Raw genomic sequence first — 17,992 nt, forward strand, 5'->3', positions numbered from 1 at the left:
TGGAATAAGCCTTTTAAATTTATTAAGCGTGTTTGACAAATTTTTTAGCGTTTGATTTGTTGATTGTATCGTACAATCCTACTTCTAAAAAGTAAACCCACGAATTGATTTTCATGTACATAGTGTTTATCCAATATTAAATTTATGTCTAATTTCTTTCAAGCAAGCTCCAACTTCCTCTGCATTATGTTTATTCCGAGATACATAATTTTCACTGACCTCTTTTAAATAATTATAAAATGTTTCATAGTCTACAATTGCATAGACTTCCACACTTGTTACTGGCGGAATCGTAGTAAAGTTGACTCCAGTATCTCCAAAATACTCCTCATCATGTGGTTGACATTCGGTAGCAAAGTAGCAACTTGTAAATCCAATTCCAAATCCTTTAGCAAGTTTAAAATGATGTAATGCTTCTAAGAAATATCCGTCTCCAATGGTATTAAAATAAGCTTCCATATTCTGAACTTTTTCCTCAAAATTTTCTACGTAATAAATTTCATCATCCATTATCAACATTCTCCTTAGACTATTGTTTAGGAAACACATGGAAGAAATTTTTAACCTCTCCAGTTGTTTTATCAATATACCCTATAAATTGTAACTTTTCTCCTCCTATATCTGCATATCCAACAACTTCATTGGAAACAGCATTAGGCCGAGAATCTATTTTAATTCTGTTATTGCTTATTCCTTCAGCCATCGCCTCCCTCCCCCACTTTAATATTTGTTCATCAGAAATTACATTAGGGTCATAAACAGTTTTAGGATTCTTATACTCTTTCCACTGACCTGTAAAATTCCCTTTTCCACCATTTGCCGTACTCAATCCATCATAAGTTGGTAGTTTATATTTTATCTCGTATATACCATCGATATTTTGGTGAGGTGTCTTGGTTACAATAGCTTGATTGATATCCGTTATTTGGTTGCCGAAATTATCCAAAACAAATTTCTTGAAATTGTCAAAATTGTGACCTCCTTTAACACCAATTGTTGGTTTTGCCTTGAAACCTTCTACCTCTATTAAATGGGTATCATATCCTGGCTTAAAAATAATATTTTCACCCATACCCTTAACTCCACTAACTTCCTTACTAACTCCTGAACTAGCATTCCCTATTCTCGTAGCAAGCGAAGCCTCAAGCCCCTGAATCTTACCATCCATAAACTTAGTACTCTCTGCATGGCGTGCATTAACCCACTCGGTAACCTTTCCTGGACCAGCTTGCTTTCCTATCAATGTACCGTCTTCAGCTGCTTCAACGCCTTTGAGTGTAGCTGTTACATAATCTACACCCTCGGCCATTTTTCCGCCAAGCTGATACATTTTTTCATTTCCGTATTTTTCTACTTTTAGGCTTGCTAGTTTTAGATAATCTAGCTATCAATTTTCTTATCTTATACTTAATTAATACAATGAAAGGTTTAACAAATAAAGAAAATCCACAGGTAAAAAAATCTTCTACTGTGGATTCTTATATTTATTTCTTTTGATTATGCACCATATCGTATGGATAATGTTAGATATCTTTCAAAGTTGAATTAGATCGAGACTTAACACATTCTATCGTGCCAGCCGTATCATTAAAGTATTTTTTCGTTATTCACAAATGATTCTTATTATACAAAATATAAAAATATCAATAAAAATCATCAATTTTACACTTTCGGATAAATTACTAAAGTTTATATTTTTCAACTTAACTTTTCAAACTCATTATAAATCTAGTTATACCACGCCTTACAAAGATTTATTGCCTATATTCCTTGCTCTTCCTCTTCTTCCTCCAACAATTTTTCAAAATAATCTGCATAAGTCTCCCACTCATCTGGTTTGGACGTAAAAGACTTTTTCTCTAATTCAGAAATTTCTACTCCATCAAACCAGATAATTGCAGGAGTATTTAGAGTATCCATTACTATTAAACTTTCAGGCGGTTCAGCTAAAACAATAAATCTAGAGGGTAAATGAACAACCTCTCTTAATCTAATTGTTTCATCTATGATATTTAGACTGTTATCTACATTCGAAAATGAGTGATTACTTATTCCCCCAAAATATCCCCCACTGAAAAATGTAGCTATCTCACAAAAATCTTCTGGTAATTTTATATTCAATTTCTCTTCTATTTTCACTAAATCTTCAGCATTAATTCCTTCATTAGAGTATAGTGCTTCATATCTTTTTTTCATTCCAAAGATTTTCTCACCCCTTTTAATACCTCTCTCTATAATTTATTTATTTTCTACTCTCCATTTCCAATATTCTCTTGTATCTACTCCAAATTTTTTCCTATCAATTGGAAAACTAGGATTAGGTTTACTTTTACCAAATTGACTGTGTAAAATATCTTGACCATATTTTCCAACACCATGATACCTTGTACTAGCTTCAGCTAATGGCCCCCTTGAATCCTGTCCAATGTGATGCAATGTAGCAAATCCACCATCCGGGAGTTGTGGTGCTACTCGACTTACGGCAGCTTCAGCATTTGTTTTACCGATGAATCGTTTTTCATCCGTAGTCCTTATTTGATTCCAATCAATATCATTTTTTAAACACCTCATATGTTTGTTGTGTTCCTTTAGGTCTAGTAGCTGTCCATTCTACCTTAGAATCAAATACTTTTATTCATATCCACTAACCTATTATCTCCAATAGTTTCCTTGCCTCATCTACCACCCACTATTCCCTTTCCTCACCGCAAGCAAAGCCTTAAGTCAGCACCTTCATAATTAGCTTTTACATTATTCTTTTATGTCCGCCGCTCATTGATTTTCTAACTTCTTATATTTACTCAAATTTACACTACTCGATAGTAATGCAAGATTATCTAAATCTGAAGAACCTCCAAATCTATCACCAGTTTCTTTTCCTGTCTTACTAGATTTATGCCCTAATCTACTTTTGTTTTTAACACTGCAACCAATCTCGTACATCTGTTTACAATCATAGAATGTTAATTAAAATATAAAAAACCTTGAAAAGCTTGGAGCCAATCAAGGTCAATATAGTTTTATTCCCTATTTGTTTACCTATCAATAATTCATTTAGTTTTTTTCTATATCTATTAAAGATTAAATTTTTTCATTTGAATACACTTTATCTATCTTATGAAGTATCTTTTATTCAAATGCTCTAACAATCTATTATCCATCTTACCCCAAAAGTTAACTTATTTACTTCGATTCATATAAACCATCTAAAAAATCATTAATATTATCGGCTAAGAAATACATATTTTCCATAGACTCATCAGTTTCTTGTTCATGATCCCAAAAATAAATCTTTTCATAAAAACTTTCATTTATACCTAAACAAATTTGGTTTCCACCTGAATCACTCGCAATAGGAATAAAGCCTATTTCCAATATCTCATCAAAGAAATTAAATTTTTTCTCTAGGTTATTATGCATGTTACCGATACCGTAGAATACATTCAAAGCACTCTCTCCCTCTTCAGAAGAGATAGAAAACACGTTAGGATTTACGTATCCCCCATTATAATTCAGCAAAAATCCCCTATATAAATCAGGAAATTTCAAATTATGTTCCCTTTCAAAAACCTCTAAATCCTTCAAAGATAATTTATCATGTATTAATTCAATTTTCGCCATAAATTTTCCTCCTATTTTTTATTTTTTCCATTAACCGTGGATTGTCCCCCAATATGTTTAAATTCATCATGAATATCTTCCTCAACCAATATCATTGTCTTACCATCTTCGTGATGATGCCAAGTATAACCTTCTGGTGGTTGATTTTTGTTAGGTACTGGAGGATTTGAATCCTTACTTAACCCGGCTTCTAAATTTGCTGCTTCAAAATCTTTTTGATTATTTTTTGGAGAATGGACTTTAATTGTAACCGGCGGTATATCTGGATGGGCATAAGGTGTAAAATCAGGATAGCCATTTGGGTATCTTACTGACTGTCCATTTTTATTTGTATATGTCCAAACTCCCTTGTCGTCAATAGAAATTTGCCCTCCTTTTTTTAATAGCCACCTTTCAGGTCTTGGAGAATTCATAGGCTTGGTTTTCAAGACTTCTTTTGTAAAGTCTTCTAGTTTTAAATTTTTAGCCTTACTAGCTCCCTTAGCAAGCGAAGCCTCAAGCCCCTGAATCTCATTATTAATTTTCTTACTGCTCTCTGCATGGCGTGCATTAACCCACTTGGTAATCTTTCCTGGACCAACTTGCTTCCCTATCAATATACCATCTTCAGTAAATTCAACGCCTTTGAGTGTAGCTGTTACATAATCTACACCCCCGGCTATTTTTTTGCCAAGCTGATACAGTTTTTATTTTTCAGATTTTTCTACTTTTAGGCTTTCTGGTCTCACGCGGTCAAGCGTAATATTTTTGCTATCTCGCAATGATTGCAATACATTTAGGTTGAAACTAATTTCTCCATCTCACAATTTTGCTAGTACTCTAAGATTATTTGTTGCTTTGACACTTTTTACAATGTTTCTCTACTATCGTCTTACACTGTATATAGCCATTAAAATCTATAAAACAGCATTAAAATTTAACACTTCATGCATTTATAAAAATATAATGTATCTTTTCTATGCTAAAGCGCAAAAAAGCACTCGTCGTCTATTGTAGACAATCAAGTGCTTTAAGTTCATTTATATTCTTATGGTCATATGGACGCAATTTCATGAAGTTCTTACTTCTTACAATAGATTTCAAAGAGGAAGTGTCCGTATAATAACACTTGTATCAAGTCGTTTCATGCCATTCTAAAAAAAGAATTACACTGCACACAATATGTTATGTTTAAGCAAACAACTCTAGCATTATTGCAATACATTGAGAGATTTTATAACTGTAAGCGAATCTATATTTACATCCGTTATAAAACTCCTCAAGCAATAAAAATTGGGTTAAAGAAATCGCTTAGATTTAACTTTTTTGTGTCCACGATATTGACTCAAATTCAATATTGATATTATGTAGCAAACCATCTTCGTTATTTTGTAATGTAGTTATGTTCTATTTAAATTTTAATTTAGGAATTCAAATAATTTATAGTTTTTCAGTAAAATTATGCTCCTGATTTTAAAACTTCTTAAGAGTGTCTTAATCTATTCATTCCTTTAATAAAACTTAACATGGAATCTTTACTTAACATCAAATTACTTAGGTATAGTAAAAAATCAAATTCATCCTCATCATCACCAAAAGTTAAAACGAATGGGCTTATATATGGTTTATATGTAATATCACATACAACCTTATCTGTTATTTTAACTTGAAAATTACGTTTCCCATCATCTGTTCTCTCATTTATACAGATTATCTCATCAGGAATTGCCTCATATTTCTTCTCATTATATATAAAAAAGAATTTATTTGAATCAACAGAAATACCTATCAATTGTCCATCTTCACTAAATCCTCCCACACCTTGCCTAACTAACTGTACTTTATTTTTTTCAACTATTGAATATCCACTAGGTTCTAATATAATATATGTGCCAGTCTTAGAGTAATTATTCAGTATTATCATAAGTTACACCTCCTAATGTACTAATCCTAATAGTGTATTTATTGCATCTTTTTGCATTGATTTTTCAATTATAATTTTCCATACTTGTTCATCTCATTCATAAATTCCTTTATCAATGTATGAATCTTTTATCTTATTAAACATACTCTCAGCTGTTGTTCCTATTGGATTACCGTATTTTTAATATTTCTTTCCTCTAAACCAGCTCTCTCCTCTGCAGTCATATTTCCCCTTGCTGTAATTTTTGCCGATTACACGCTTCTACAACTTGCACCATAAAAAAGCAGCAGAGATTTCTAGTATTTATCTCTGCTACTTTTTTCATTAACTTCCAAAACAAACTAATTTTCATTCCTCATAATCGTACAAATACTTTTCAGATAAGATTATCTAATGAGAGCTTCTTATTTCTTTCATAACTTTTTGAATTATCTTACTTATATCTCAACTCACTCAAATTCATCTAAACTATTCAGAGTTTTATCACTTATGTCAGAAGGTTCAAATTCCTCCCAATTGTTTAATTGAAACGATACTCCATCTACATTTACAAAGCCACTTCTCTTATAGAAATAACCACCGCGTTCATAAAGTTTTATTACTGGCTCAAATAGATTTTTGTTTTCAATAGCGATTTGATTTCCCTCATCTATAAGTGCATTTAGTTCAAGGAAACTTGTAACTATTGCATTTTGATAACTATTCTTCACTTCATTAATTAATTCAATTCCTTCTATATTTACTTGCGGTGATGTGATTGAATTAGAAATACTTATAAAGGGGTAAACACATTTACCTGGATATGTCCGGAAAAATATCGCAGTTCTTCTTAAATACTCTTTGCACAATTGGACATTCGATTTTCTTTCTATTTCCCCAATACGACTCCAATCAATTGCTGAAATCCGCTTAATTGCTCGGTTTAAATTCCCCAAATATTTTCACCCTTTACATTCATCGCCCATTATAATGTCATCTCGCCTAAGCCTATTTTTCTCATCCTATTGTTATGCACGATGTTTCACCCGTCATGAGCTTTCGATTTTTATATAATCAGCTAATGGACTCAATCTCTTATAAATATCACTGTTCTGCTGAGGGATTATAATCAACCTCTGCATTTTTTAATCCTTCTATTACTTTATTTATTCGTCTCGATAAATCATTTATTTCTTCTGATGTTAATTCACCTTCTGCTTCTTGTGGATTAAACAAACTTAAAGTCTTTGTTATACCTTCAACGTAACCAATGAAAACTTTATCATAAGTAATTAAAATCTCTCCTATAGCAACATCAACGATAATATCCTCTATTTTACCTAAGTTATTGAAATCGTCTACTATTCTTGCTATTGTGTGTCTATACCCTCTATTTTGAGATAAAAATTCTTTATCTACCCCTTGAATTGTTTCAAACAACTCGTTGTATGTCCAGTCTTCCATTAAAAATCTCTCCATTACCCATTAATTTGGTTTTAATCTTTCCCCATTATTATGTATTATCTCTAATTGTTATTACTTCCTACAATTTCTTTGCATGAGAAAAAGAGATAATGTTTCTTATTTGAAACACTACCTCTTTTCATTGTTATAACATATATTTACTTTTAGTTACAATTTACTACATTATTACAATTATGCAGTTAATTAATTTAACTATTTTATTATTTTATCAAACAACACTTTTATGTTGTTACTTTATTATATAATGCATTCAATATTATAAAACTATTTATGCGTATATTTTAATTCCACCCTTTAACACCCAATTTTGGGCTAATCATCTTATCTGCATCAAGTTCTTCAATAAAAAAATAAATTAAATCTACAAAAAGCCTTAAGTCTTTCTTGTCTACAATATAATACCACTCTTGCATATGATCTCCACCTATACAATACTTAAGTTCTCTTTCAGAAACTTCATCATCAAATCCCACATTCCCATTGGCATTATAATGTTATACCCATTATAATTCAACCAAATATTCACTTTATCTTCATTTACTTTTATCTTCAATTGACACTTATCACTGGTATACCATAAAAAATCTTTTTTATCTTCTATTTTCCAAATCATTTCAACTTTCCCCCATGATATATATCATATAATCCAACACAAGCATCCATACCTGGATTACTACTTACAGATGCATTAACAACTCCCTCCCATGAACCATATTTTTCAAAAAAAGACTCTGGTGTTGGACCGTCTGCATTATTATAAGTTTGTAAATTACTCTTTCTTACTAATTCATATCCCTCCATATCACATTTCTCAATATAGCTATTTAACCTATTTGCATTGCGTTCATTAACCATCTTTCTTGCAATATCTTCTGTAGAATATCCCTGACTCTATGGATTATTCAACATTTGCTCATTAGCCTCGTGATATGCTTGTCTTGTCTGTTTTGCAATTTCAACTTGATCAAAATCACTCCAATCTATTTTATTTGTATATTTACCTATACGAGTTGAATCAGGATTAGGTGAAAAACCATAAACTTCATCTGGATTTTCAAGTATATCTTTTATCGCCTTTGGATTATCCATAGGATTATTCTTATAGGTAAATTTAGTGTCTCCCGTACCCTTAGCAAGCGAAGCCTCAATCCCCTGAATCTCATCATTAATTTTCTTACTACTCTCTGCATGGCGTGCATGAACCCACTCGGCAAGCTTCCCTGGACCAACTTGCTTCCCTATCACTGTACCGTCTTCAGCTACTTCAACGCCTTTGATTGTAGCTGTTACATAATCTACACCCTCCGCCATTTTCCCGCCATACTTAATTGCTTTTCCAACAACACTGAGGACTTTTCTAACCGGAATAATGTTCAAAAGCGTCCAACTTGCCGCAATAAGTCTTTCTTTTGTGGATAGCTCTTTTCCTGTCCGTTGGTCTGTACCTGTAACTGCTCTAATCGCATCGTTTACATCAATAAACTCATCAGCTTGCAAATACTTTTAAACAATATTTCGTAATTTTTCTAGATGACTTATATTTCCTTCTTTTAATTATATCTCGTTTTTTATTTCAACAAAAAACTGGAAGATTATTCACATCTTCCAGTTCAGATTGTATAGACAAAAACTTCAACAAATAACGTTATAAAGTGGAGATGTTCCTTTACCAGTAATCGAGAAACTCGCAATATTGCATAATAACGATATTTATTCTATTTATAAAACTATACACTAAGTTATCAATTTAATTAATCTTCAGAATCCTCATTATTCATAATATATTCCTTCATCCGTAAATTCATTTCCTTTAAATACCGGATGCCCGTTTGGATCAAGCATCCCCATCACTTTTTTATTTTTATCAGACACAATCAATGTATAGTCCTCCATAAGAAAAGGGTTTTCTGGTAAATCCACCAATACTCTCCATACCGGTCTTACATCATCATTATTTCTATTTTCTTTATCAATTTTGAATGTATAAGCCTCATCAAAGAAAAGTTGGTGGATGTCTTCATTAACCACTCCATCTAAGTTACTTTTCTTATGATATTGTTTCGCAATTGCTATTACTTCCTCAGGTTTTAATACCACATCTACAGTAATTTCATTTATTTTTCTATAATGCCTAGAGAAATCTTCTTTCTTTAACTTAATATAATCTTGAAATTCTTCATTAGACAATTGTTTAAACTCTTCATCAGACATGTTTTTATACTTATCTAAAGACATAAAAAATCCCCTCCATAATAAACAGTACAGTAACTTTCTTTCAACTGTCTACTATAAGGGGAGAATGCCAGAATACAAAAATCATCTTTTTAACACATACTCTTAAAAAATTTTTCATTTATTAATTTTATTAATGATAGTATTTATACCTTCAAAATAATATATTTATTTTCTTGGTTTTTAATTTTCTTTTTCATCACCACCGAATATTTCTTCAAATTCTTCATCAGTCATAGTTTCTAAATGAGGAGAAAAAATATGACCATTAGGGTCGATAATATATTTAACGGCTGCTTCTTTGTCTGAAATAACAATCGTGTATTCATTCTCTGCAAAAAAATCATTTGGTTCTATGCTTACTATAACCAACCACACTGGTCCATTGACACTATCAAACTCACTATAAAATTTTATTGTACGTTCCAAGTTTTCTAAAATATCACCTGATAAATTATATTTACTCTTATAATCTATGGCAATGTTCATAGCCATATTCAATGTTATATTTGTATCCATTAGTATCCTCCCTTATCATTCAAAGCCTTTCCACCCTGGTGGAGGCCATTCACCAGTTCTTAATTTAAATATATACTTTTGTGAAAACAAAATCTCTTCAGCAGTGTTATCCGTACCCTTACTAGCAAGGGAAGCCTCTACACCCTTTATCTTATCATCTATAATCTTATTGCTCTCTATATGATGCTTATTTACCCAGCTATGGAAATCTGTATCGCCTTGCTTAGATGTTATTAAGCTATATTCATTGATTTCATTTTCCAGTTTTAGCAGTCATGTGATCTATGTTTTTCGCCATTTTTTTCTCCAAGCTGATACAGCTTTTCATTTTCAAGTACTAAAATAAAGCTCCATGATGGTACTACCTTCATTAGCTCTCAATTCTCAAACAAATCACCCCTTTTTATACATGACTAATGTGCCTATATTTAAACAAATATTAACCATTTATTTAATAAGCAAAAAACCTTGAAAGGCATGAGCCAATCAAGGTCAAAAATAGTGATTTATAATCTTCACTTTCTTTACCAATTCCAGTAATAAATATCCAGATTCATTTGCTATCATCTCACACCTTTAAACAGTTAGCAGTTGGTCAGGTTCTGTGTGCTACACAACACTCTCCATCCGCCAAAAGTTGACGGCGGGTTGTACATTTAACTAAGTGCTACAGAGAAAGCAGATTCAAGCATAGTATCAAAATCGCAAAAAGTTTCCATATGCTCACCTGAAGGCTTATCTAGTTCAACAAAGTTTTTTTTAGAAACATTATAACAATACCAAGCTATATCTGAATCTCCAAAAAAAACCAGCTCATCTTCGTCGTTAATTGACTCCCATGTTTCATTGGCATCAAAAAAACTATCCACCTGATTTTTTGGCTTTGAATCCAAAAAATTTTGATCAATCCCATAAATTTTAAGTCCATTAAATTCAATTCCATTAACTGTTTCTAAAAATTCATAGTATTGCTGTGGCAGTACATCTTCACCAAATTTTTCTACTACAGATTTACGAAATCTTGATAACTCGTTTTCATTGGTAGGTAAATTGAGTTTTCGGTTTCGTTTCTCTCTTATTTTGGATATCTGACTAACTTGCTCTCTCCACATATAATCACCTTCTAAAAAATATTTATTCCTTATTAGGAGGATAAATGTCTCCTTTTGGAATAGGAAAATCTACTATTTTACTGTCCCCAGGTTTCATACCCTTTGTTAATGAATTTTGTTCATTTGTAATAATCTTTTGATAGGGATGGTTTTTATTAGAACTAAGTTTTCCACATCATTGCTACCACCTTGATCCAAAGGGATTTTATGATGAGCTTGCCAATCGTCAGGAACTAGTCCGAATTCCTTCGTATCTTCAATATCATTATCTGAAATTGCAGATTTTTTTAATCCTTTTATTTTTTCAGGATTATCAGCCATAGATTTCATCAACTCTTTCCTGACCTTATTAAAATCCTTTCACAATTGAGCTGTGTCATTTGGATTTCTTTTATTAAAAGTAACCTTTTCGGTTTTAACATTAGGAAGTTTGACTTACTAACTCCTGAGCCAGCATTCCCTATTCTCTCCGCAAGCGAAGCCTCAATCCCCTTCTCATCATTGATTTTCTTACTACTGTCTGCATGATGCTTATTGATCCATTCGGTAACCTTTCCTGGTCCACCGCCACATTGTACCGTTTCCAACTGGTTCATGGCCTTTGAAGACAGCTGCTATATATCCACACCCTCGGCCATCTTTCCGCCGATCCGATACATTTTTTGAACAATATCTATTATTAAGGTCACTAGTTTGAGAAAGTCTAAAATCTACATACTCTAACTGAACAGTTCATTTTTTTATTTTAATCAAGAAAATTATTAATACCTATAAACCTACTCATCAGATTCTAACTCTTTCTTAATATATTTTCCATGTTTATCCTATTATATTATCTCTAATTTACAAAATAAAACACCTAAACAACTTAAATTGTTTAGGTGTCTTTATTACCGCATTTACTTATTTAATATTACTCATCATCTTCATCATAAAATGTTTTTTTAGAAATTCAGTAAATAATCCCGCTATATAAAAAATATCTTCTCAAGCAGTTTCTTCTATGACATAGTATTATCTTCTTGCTTTATTTAAAATTTCACGTATAACCGTTTCCATTCCTTGAATACGATGTTCCACTATGAACGAATCCTGTTTTATAGGTTTCCCACTATATACTGGTTCAATCCTTCCTGACACTTTGAATAAAATTGTACGTAAAGATTCAAAAGAACTTAAAGATAATAAGATTATGGGTATGAAAATTTCGAAAGACAGAAAAGAGAATCCAGAGGACTAACTCCCGGATTCTCTTGTTAGAAAAATAATGTCCAGCTAAAAATTCTGCTTTCCAAGTATTTTATAGCATCAGAAAAAAGTCATATTTATGCATACCACTCAGCATCTGAAAATTGATCAGCATTTTCATTAGGTTTTACATTAAATTCATTAATGAATCTTTTTATTTCCGACATAATTATTACTTGGTCTTTACTGTCTATAATAAAACCCCTATGATTATTCCAACTCTTATCAATCTCCAAGTTTATATTTATCTCTCGCTCACACCAATCCATAAAATCATACATAATCAATGTAAAGCAAATGTTTAACTTATCAATTGCCACCCACAGTTTTGCTTTTCCATCCTCTATTTCCTGTATACGGATTCTTAAATTATTTTCCACATAACACCGTGTATTTTGATTTTGTTTTTCCTCAATCATAATCATAACCTCCTACTACTTATACAAACCTGTTAACACATCCATTGCTGGGCTTGATTTTGTGCTACTGTATATTACATCTTCCCATGAACCATATTTGTCAAAAAGTTGTTCTGGTGTAGGCCCTTCCTCTCTACCATATGTTTGACGATTCCGTGCTTTCATTGCATTGAGTCCTTCAAGATTATTGGAATCAAGATATGATTGTATTCTATCCAAATTTCGCTTTTCAACCTTCTTTCTTGCAATTTCTTCAAGCGACATTCCTTCACTTTGAAGTTTAGTAACCTCATTTGTAAGCTGATTCCTTTTTTGTTCTAATTCCTTAAGATACTTCATTCTTTCAGTTTTTGCAAAAGCAACTTCTTCTGGATTGGTCCAATCAATTCCGAATTTATCTAAAGGCGACCCTTGTTTAGGTGAATATCCATAAACAGCATCAGAGTTAGCTTCAATTTCTTTTGCTATTTTAGGATTACTTAGAGGATCTATTTTACCTGCAACACCGCTAACTTCCTTACCTAACTTCCTCTCCGCAAGCGAAGCCTCAATCCCCTGAATCTTACCATCCATAAACTTAGTACTCTCTGCATGGCGCGTATTAACCCACTCGGTAACCTTCCCTGGGCCAGCTTGCTTCCCTATCAATGTACCGTCTTCAGCTGCTTCAACGCCTTTGAGTGTAGCTGTTACATAATCTACACCCCCGGCTATTGTTTGGCCAAGTTGATACATTTTTTCTTTTTCAGATTTTTCTACTTTTAGGCTTTCTAGTCTCACGCGGTCAAGCGTAATATTTTTTCCATCTTGCAATGATTGTACTATATTTGAATGAAAAAAATTCCCCTCATTCACTTTTTGTGAATAAATCCAAGATTAGTTGTTAATTTAATCCCTTTTATATTTTTCTCTATGACCGTCATACACTGTACATAGCCGTTACAAACTATAAAAATTGCTATAAAATTTTAGCCCTTCATGCTTTTATAAAATTATAATGAACCTCTTAATTTCTATACTAAAACAAAAAAAGCACTTGTTGCCTTTACTAGACAATCAAATGCTTTAAGTTTATATGTTTTTAAGTAGGATTAAATTTGTACTGTCTTTTGATTATATGGTTACACATAGTACCCTATAATGAGTCTTTACTTTTAAATAGCATACTTTTTTGTCCGCTTCAAAAGTAAATCCTTTTTATCTGTGTATATTTAACTTTAACAACAAAAGTTTTGTCGTTCTCATGTGTAAATATATACCGAGCAGTAAGTGTTATTTTTATTTTTTGTCACAGGTTTACTCATCTTCATGAGTTTTGATTCAGATATCAGGGTATTTTAACTATAAAATTTTTTAAGTAAAAAACCTTGAAAAGCATTTAGCCAATCAAAGTATGTAAAACTTTAATTTTCTTTAATCTGATATTTCCCTTTTATTTGTTCTAATAAATTTTTAACTTCAACTTTTTTATCAGGGTATTTCTTAATATAGAAGTCACAAGCCACTCCTAAATAGTCACAAAGTTCTTCATGGTTGACAATATCCTCTTGTGTTTCATCTAATCCGTAGTAATAATAAAATAATACTTTATCCTCTCCAAAGTATTCATCATCGTCAGGATCAAATTCATCAGAATACACAACACCTAATGTATCTCTTCTTACAACATTTTCAACTAAAAATCCTTGTAAAATTTCTATGAAGTTATAATCTAGAGTTAATTCTACTAAAACATTTATTACATTTTGCTTTTTTAAATTTTTATTAGTGTAAGTATCTCTAAATAATTTTCGTTCTGATTTAAAGTTTTCGTTCATACGTATCCATCCTTTATTTATCAAATTAAATAACTGGATAAAAGTTACTAATTTCGCCTGTTTCTTTGTTTCTAAACCCTTCAAACTTAAGTCCGTTACTGGATGTTCCCCATATTTTATCTTGATATCCTAATCTATTTGTTTTTTCAGAAGACCATCTTCCATAGCTTCTTTACCAAGTTTGATAATTTGTTCATTTGAAATCACACTAGGATCATATACGGTCTTGCGTAAGGGGTCTTTTCCTTCCTTCGGTACAAATTTAAATTCCCCGGTCCCTTGACCTCTATAATCTTTTGTCTCAATTTTCAATCTATACTCTATATCATATATACCTTTAATATCTGAGTGCTCAACTCTCTTGACTTCTTCCAATTTATATTGGTCACTGTTATCAAAGTATTTTTTAAATTGATCATAGTTATGTCCACCACTTACACCGTGACGGTTTGTACACTTTTCTACTTCTCCAGTTAAATGTTCAACATAGTAGCCTTCTTTAAATTTAAGATTATCCGTACCCTTAGCAAGCGAAGCCTCAATCCCCTGAATCTTACCATCCATAAACTTAGTACTCTCTGCATGGCGTGCATTAACCCACTCGGTAACTTTCCCTGGACCAACTTGCTTCCCTATCAATGTACCGTCTCCAGCTGCTTCAACGCCTTTGAGTGTAGCTGTTACATAATCTACACCCCCAGCCATTTTTCCGCCAAGCTGATACAGTTTTTATTTTTCTGTTTTTAATCTTGCTAGTCACATGCGGTCAGGCGAAATATTTTTGTTGTCTCACAATGATTATACTATATTTGGATTAAAACTAGTTTCTCCACCTCACCTTTTCGCTAATAATCCAAAGTTTGTTATTACTTTGGCACCTTTTACAATTTCCCTCTACTATCTTCGTATACTGTACATAGCCATTACAAACTATAAAAATTTAATACTTTGTGCACTTATAAAATTATAGTTCTCTTTTTTAAATTTCACGTTAAAACACAAAAAGCACTCGTTGCCTTTAATTGACAATCAAGTGCTTTAAGTTCATCTATTTTTAAGTAGCATATATTTGTAAATTTTGTAGTAACAGCATGACACCTTTTATATGTCGTGACAACTACTATGTTAAAACTTACTAGTTTGTACGAGTTCGTTAGTTTAATATGCATTCCATGTGTTTATATTCATCGCCCAGTAAAATGTCATCTCGCCTAAGCTCGTACTTCGTTTTCCATTCTTTCATTGCACGTAATACATCGGTGTACTTCTATAATGAAATTAGATTATTTAATCAGTAAAACAAATTTCCATATAGAGTTTACATAATAGTAATACCTCTTAAACTTCCAATTCAACTTTTAAATTATTTATCAATTCAGCAAGTGAATTAGCAAGAAATTCGTTTTCTTCTGTTTCAAAATTCTCTATCAATATCTGTCCTGTTTCATTGTCAAAGATAATAGCCATATCTTCTGGAGAGACAAATCCTATTTGTATATATCTAAGTTCTCTTCCATTTTTCTCTTCATATTGTTTCATTACTTGAAAAAATTCTAATATAGATTTACCTGGTTCTACAGGTTCGAGATTAACTAATCTTGAGCCGTAAAAGCCTTGTAAGCTTAAGAACCAATACGAATTAAAGTATTCTTTCATTGCATGGTGAATATTCATACCCAGTTTTTTTTCAATTTCTGTAAAATTATCTAAATCAATTTTTTCAATAGGTTTCCAATATACATATTCTTCTTCATCTGGATTACTTAAATACAATAGAGGATCAATCTCTTCATCCCACGGTACTTTAGGATATGTACCATATTTTGTACCCCATACATTTATAAGTTCTTTATAATAATGTTCTAATGCTTTTTTTATTTCCATGTTATACCTCCAACAAAATTACTTAATAAATACTTGAAGACGTTCAGCATTTCCCTGATCTTTCCCCCATATACCTATTTGTTTCTCTATATTATGGATTCCTCCACTCCCCGGATGCAACGGTTGTGGAATAGCCATCGCTTGTCCGCCACCACCAATATGATGATGCACTAAAGGTTTTCCTTTTAATCCCACAATATCATACTGAGGGAAATGCCTCCTAAAGACTGCATCATTTACAATAGCCCATCCATTATTAAGATTTTTGATGTTTGCATCGCTAAAATACTCAGGATGTAATTTATATAGTTCATTAAAATAATACTTGTTATCTCTAAGCCAGCCTTCTGAATTTGTACTTTGCTTCCCTTTACCTATATAAGGCATGTCCACAACAAGTTTTTCATCTGCTACTATTTTAGTAACAAATGTTCCTTTTCTAGTAATTATTTCATACTCTTTATTTAAAACGCTGTCATTGATATCACGGTATACTCTCACTGGATGGTTTGTATTACCCGTACCCTTAGCTCCACTAACTCCTGAACTACCATTCCCTATCCTCTCCGCAAGCGAAACCTCAATCCCCTGTATCTCATCATTAATTTTCTTACTGCTCTCTGCATGGCGTGCATTAACCCACTCAGTAACCTTCCCTGGGCCAGCTTGCTTCCCTATCAATGTACCGTCTTCAGCTGCTTCAACGCCTTTGAGTGTAGCTGTTACATAATCTACACCCCCAGCCATTTTTCCGCCAAGCTGATACATTTTTTCATTTCCGTATTTTTCTGCTTTTAGGCCTGCTAGTCTCATGCGGTCAAGCGTAATATTTTTTCCGTCTTGCAATGATTGTACCATATTTTTCCCTGCATTTGGCTTGAAACTCGTTACTTCCCCTTGCAATTTCCCAAATGATCCAAGGGTTTTAAATCCTTTTACAATTCCTCCGACACCACCCGTGAAGACATCAAGGCCACCCGAAACATATCTTTCTACTTTTTCTCCTTGACTTAATTTCCGGTGTGTTCCCCAGTCTTCTCCGTCATGGGCACTTTTTACTTGGAGCCCGCCAAATACCAGTGATGCTGCAACCCCTAATGGTGGACAAATGAACATTGCTCCGACTGTTAGAACTCCTAATCCAAAGTCACGCCATGCCTCTAGTTGTTTTTGCTCATCCTCTATTGATCTGTATTCAAACCCTCGCGTCGAAGGAACACGTTTTCTGTATTCTTCATATTCAAGCTTCATGTTTGGATCTTTTCTTTTCCATTCTTCATATTCAGCATGAAGAACTTTATCAAATGCACGTGAGTCTTTGAAAATATCATCCACCGTTATTTTAGGTTTTGTTGTTGTGATCGTTTGCGGTGTGTTACCGTAACTATATGAACCTGGTACTGTAGTTGTTGTTGTAGAGCCAATTCGGTTTGTAGTTTCAAAGTTTTTAATTGATAAATCTCTCATTTTTTGTGCAAATTGATCCATTGTTACTAAAAATGGTTTATCAATATGATCATAAACGACTCCTCCTGCGTCATCACAATATTTTTGTAGAGTCGTATATGCAACATGTAATTCCGCAATTGTTTCAGTCTGATCTTTATGATGAAAATAAATACTTCCATCTGAATCAAGATCATGTATTCTTTCCTGTACATCTTTTAAAAGACCATTCGCTTGATGTAATTTTACGAATGTATCTTTTGTGATTTGGTTCAAGCCATCTTTCATATCTACCCAATCTTTCGGCTTATAACTAACATCCATTTT

21 protein-coding genes and 5 pseudogenes are annotated in these 17,992 nt (G+C 32.4%); 1 reads left to right on the forward strand and 25 read right to left on the reverse strand.

Features of this window, described 5'->3' with window-relative positions; genetic code table 11:
* Positions 1-126 precede the first annotated feature (126 nt).
* The 6 genes from cdiI (C568_RS0112780) to C568_RS0112805 all read right to left on the reverse strand — a co-directional run bounded on the left by cdiI (C568_RS0112780) (position 127) and on the right by C568_RS0112805 (position 4,217).
* Entirely contained in the window at positions 127-510 is a 384-nt protein-coding gene (gene cdiI / locus C568_RS0112780) for a ribonuclease toxin immunity protein CdiI (RefSeq protein ID WP_018781728.1), read from the reverse strand.
* A 19-nt stretch (positions 511-529) separates the two neighbouring features.
* Positions 530-1,330 carry a CdiA family toxin C-terminal domain-containing protein gene (locus C568_RS32890; protein ID WP_018781729.1) on the reverse strand — a complete coding sequence of 267 codons (801 nt, stop codon included), beginning with the start codon at positions 1,328-1,330 and terminating at the stop codon, positions 530-532.
* A 431-nt stretch (positions 1,331-1,761) separates the two neighbouring features.
* On the reverse strand, positions 1,762-2,196 hold the full coding sequence (locus C568_RS0112790) for an SMI1/KNR4 family protein (protein ID WP_018781730.1): 435 nt from the start codon (positions 2,194-2,196) through the stop codon (positions 1,762-1,764).
* 42 nt (positions 2,197-2,238) lie between these two features.
* Positions 2,239-2,571 (reverse strand): HNH/ENDO VII family nuclease, encoded by a 333-nt coding sequence (locus C568_RS0112795; protein WP_018781731.1) that lies wholly within the window; start codon positions 2,569-2,571, stop codon positions 2,239-2,241.
* A 612-nt stretch (positions 2,572-3,183) separates the two neighbouring features.
* Positions 3,184-3,621, reverse strand: coding sequence for an SMI1/KNR4 family protein (locus C568_RS0112800; RefSeq protein WP_018781732.1), 438 nt, complete (start codon positions 3,619-3,621; stop codon positions 3,184-3,186).
* 11 nt (positions 3,622-3,632) lie between these two features.
* Positions 3,633-4,217: an HNH endonuclease gene (locus tag C568_RS0112805; RefSeq protein ID WP_018781733.1), complete on the reverse strand. Its 585-nt coding sequence runs from the start codon at positions 4,215-4,217 to the stop codon at positions 3,633-3,635.
* 483 nt (positions 4,218-4,700) lie between these two features.
* Between C568_RS0112805 and C568_RS36420 the strand changes: the two are divergent.
* A pseudogene (locus tag C568_RS36420) lies at positions 4,701-4,961 on the forward strand (IS3 family transposase); the annotation flags it as partial.
* A 122-nt stretch (positions 4,962-5,083) separates the two neighbouring features.
* Here C568_RS36420 and C568_RS0112810 read toward each other — a convergent pair.
* From C568_RS0112810 to C568_RS0112890, 19 genes and pseudogenes are all read right to left on the reverse strand, one after another.
* Positions 5,084-5,524, reverse strand: coding sequence for a hypothetical protein (locus C568_RS0112810; RefSeq protein WP_018781734.1), 441 nt, complete (start codon positions 5,522-5,524; stop codon positions 5,084-5,086).
* 449 nt (positions 5,525-5,973) lie between these two features.
* Positions 5,974-6,459 carry a hypothetical protein gene (locus C568_RS0112815; protein WP_018781735.1) on the reverse strand — a complete coding sequence of 162 codons (486 nt, stop codon included), beginning with the start codon at positions 6,457-6,459 and terminating at the stop codon, positions 5,974-5,976.
* Between the two features lie 148 nt (positions 6,460-6,607).
* Entirely contained in the window at positions 6,608-6,967 is a 360-nt protein-coding gene (locus C568_RS0112820) for an Imm3 family immunity protein (RefSeq protein WP_018781736.1), read from the reverse strand.
* Between the two features lie 302 nt (positions 6,968-7,269).
* Complete coding sequence (locus tag C568_RS36110) at positions 7,270-7,401, reverse strand: hypothetical protein (RefSeq protein WP_018781737.1); 132 nt, start codon at positions 7,399-7,401, stop codon at positions 7,270-7,272.
* A gap of 11 nt (positions 7,402-7,412) precedes the next feature.
* On the reverse strand, positions 7,413-7,601 hold the full coding sequence (locus tag C568_RS35390; RefSeq protein WP_018781738.1) for a hypothetical protein: 189 nt from the start codon (positions 7,599-7,601) through the stop codon (positions 7,413-7,415).
* Positions 7,598-7,843: a hypothetical protein gene (locus C568_RS35395; protein ID WP_018781739.1), complete on the reverse strand. Its 246-nt coding sequence runs from the start codon at positions 7,841-7,843 to the stop codon at positions 7,598-7,600. The genes C568_RS35390 and C568_RS35395 overlap by 4 nt, the downstream gene beginning before the upstream one ends.
* A gap of 402 nt (positions 7,844-8,245) precedes the next feature.
* Positions 8,246-8,479, reverse strand: a pseudogene (locus C568_RS36425) (pre-toxin TG domain-containing protein); the annotation flags it as partial.
* Between the two features lie 260 nt (positions 8,480-8,739).
* Positions 8,740-9,223 (reverse strand): annotated as a pseudogene (locus C568_RS31895) (hypothetical protein).
* A 180-nt stretch (positions 9,224-9,403) separates the two neighbouring features.
* Complete coding sequence (locus C568_RS0112840; RefSeq protein WP_003209539.1) at positions 9,404-9,739, reverse strand: hypothetical protein; 336 nt, start codon at positions 9,737-9,739, stop codon at positions 9,404-9,406.
* Positions 9,740-9,844: 105 nt separating this feature from the next.
* Positions 9,845-10,068, reverse strand: a pseudogene (locus C568_RS35400) (HNH endonuclease); the annotation flags it as partial.
* 327 nt (positions 10,069-10,395) lie between these two features.
* On the reverse strand, positions 10,396-10,851 hold the full coding sequence (locus C568_RS0112845) for a YrhA family protein (protein ID WP_018781742.1): 456 nt from the start codon (positions 10,849-10,851) through the stop codon (positions 10,396-10,398).
* 105 nt (positions 10,852-10,956) lie between these two features.
* The gene (locus C568_RS31900) at positions 10,957-11,181 is read right to left on the reverse strand and encodes an HNH endonuclease (protein ID WP_231398747.1); all 225 of its coding nucleotides are present in this window, start codon (positions 11,179-11,181) and stop codon (positions 10,957-10,959) included.
* The gene (locus C568_RS0112855; RefSeq protein ID WP_018766324.1) at positions 11,181-11,447 is read right to left on the reverse strand and encodes a hypothetical protein; all 267 of its coding nucleotides are present in this window, start codon (positions 11,445-11,447) and stop codon (positions 11,181-11,183) included. The genes C568_RS31900 and C568_RS0112855 overlap by 1 nt, the downstream gene beginning before the upstream one ends.
* A gap of 729 nt (positions 11,448-12,176) precedes the next feature.
* Entirely contained in the window at positions 12,177-12,518 is a 342-nt protein-coding gene (locus tag C568_RS0112865) for a hypothetical protein (protein ID WP_018766323.1), read from the reverse strand.
* A gap of 15 nt (positions 12,519-12,533) precedes the next feature.
* Positions 12,534-13,346, reverse strand: a pseudogene (locus tag C568_RS30755) (hypothetical protein); the annotation flags it as partial.
* Positions 13,347-13,921: 575 nt separating this feature from the next.
* The gene (gene cdiI / locus C568_RS0112875) at positions 13,922-14,335 is read right to left on the reverse strand and encodes a ribonuclease toxin immunity protein CdiI (RefSeq protein WP_018781744.1); all 414 of its coding nucleotides are present in this window, start codon (positions 14,333-14,335) and stop codon (positions 13,922-13,924) included.
* A 129-nt stretch (positions 14,336-14,464) separates the two neighbouring features.
* The gene (locus C568_RS0112880) at positions 14,465-15,040 is read right to left on the reverse strand and encodes a CdiA family toxin C-terminal domain-containing protein (protein WP_018781745.1); all 576 of its coding nucleotides are present in this window, start codon (positions 15,038-15,040) and stop codon (positions 14,465-14,467) included.
* A 633-nt stretch (positions 15,041-15,673) separates the two neighbouring features.
* A complete protein-coding gene (locus C568_RS0112885) occupies positions 15,674-16,219 on the reverse strand; it encodes a SecY-interacting protein Syd (protein WP_018781746.1) in 546 nt (181 codons plus the stop codon).
* An 18-nt stretch (positions 16,220-16,237) separates the two neighbouring features.
* Positions 16,238-17,989 carry a hypothetical protein gene (locus C568_RS0112890; RefSeq protein WP_018781747.1) on the reverse strand — a complete coding sequence of 584 codons (1,752 nt, stop codon included), beginning with the start codon at positions 17,987-17,989 and terminating at the stop codon, positions 16,238-16,240.
* Positions 17,990-17,992: the final 3 nt, after the last annotated feature.

It is taken from the genome of Bacillus sp. 95MFCvi2.1, from assembly GCF_000374965.1.
Taxonomy (GTDB): domain Bacteria; phylum Bacillota; class Bacilli; order Bacillales; family Bacillaceae_G; genus Bacillus_A; species Bacillus_A pseudomycoides.

Bases quoted from the DNA above. Each gene is read 5' to 3' on its own strand.
- cdiI (WP_018781728.1), bottom strand. From the start codon at position 510: ATGGATGATGAAATTTATTACGTAGAAAATTTTGAGGAAAAAGTTCAG.
- C568_RS32890 (WP_018781729.1), bottom strand. From the start codon at position 1,330: ATGTATCAGCTTGGCGGAAAAATGGCCGAGGGTGTAGATTATGTAACA.
- C568_RS0112790 (WP_018781730.1), bottom strand. From the start codon at position 2,196: ATGAAAAAAAGATATGAAGCACTATACTCTAATGAAGGAATTAATGCT.
- C568_RS0112795 (WP_018781731.1), bottom strand. From the start codon at position 2,571: ATGAGGTGTTTAAAAAATGATATTGATTGGAATCAAATAAGGACTACG.
- C568_RS0112800 (WP_018781732.1), bottom strand. From the start codon at position 3,621: ATGGCGAAAATTGAATTAATACATGATAAATTATCTTTGAAGGATTTA.
- C568_RS0112810 (WP_018781734.1), bottom strand. From the start codon at position 5,524: ATGATAATACTGAATAATTACTCTAAGACTGGCACATATATTATATTA.
- C568_RS0112820 (WP_018781736.1), bottom strand. From the start codon at position 6,967: ATGGAAGACTGGACATACAACGAGTTGTTTGAAACAATTCAAGGGGTA.
- C568_RS36110 (WP_018781737.1), bottom strand. From the start codon at position 7,401: ATGCAAGAGTGGTATTATATTGTAGACAAGAAAGACTTAAGGCTTTTT.
- C568_RS35390 (WP_018781738.1), bottom strand. From the start codon at position 7,601: ATGATTTGGAAAATAGAAGATAAAAAAGATTTTTTATGGTATACCAGT.
- C568_RS35395 (WP_018781739.1), bottom strand. From the start codon at position 7,843: ATGGTTAATGAACGCAATGCAAATAGGTTAAATAGCTATATTGAGAAA.
- C568_RS0112840 (WP_003209539.1), bottom strand. From the start codon at position 9,739: ATGGATACAAATATAACATTGAATATGGCTATGAACATTGCCATAGAT.
- C568_RS0112845 (WP_018781742.1), bottom strand. From the start codon at position 10,851: ATGTGGAGAGAGCAAGTTAGTCAGATATCCAAAATAAGAGAGAAACGA.
- C568_RS31900 (WP_231398747.1), bottom strand. From the start codon at position 11,181: ATGAAATCTATGGCTGATAATCCTGAAAAAATAAAAGGATTAAAAAAA.
- C568_RS0112855 (WP_018766324.1), bottom strand. From the start codon at position 11,447: ATGAACCAGTTGGAAACGGTACAATGTGGCGGTGGACCAGGAAAGGTT.
- C568_RS0112865 (WP_018766323.1), bottom strand. From the start codon at position 12,518: ATGATTGAGGAAAAACAAAATCAAAATACACGGTGTTATGTGGAAAAT.
- cdiI (WP_018781744.1), bottom strand. From the start codon at position 14,335: ATGAACGAAAACTTTAAATCAGAACGAAAATTATTTAGAGATACTTAC.
- C568_RS0112880 (WP_018781745.1), bottom strand. From the start codon at position 15,040: ATGGCTGGGGGTGTAGATTATGTAACAGCTACACTCAAAGGCGTTGAA.
- C568_RS0112885 (WP_018781746.1), bottom strand. From the start codon at position 16,219: ATGGAAATAAAAAAAGCATTAGAACATTATTATAAAGAACTTATAAAT.
- C568_RS0112890 (WP_018781747.1), bottom strand. From the start codon at position 17,989: ATGGATGTTAGTTATAAGCCGAAAGATTGGGTAGATATGAAAGATGGC.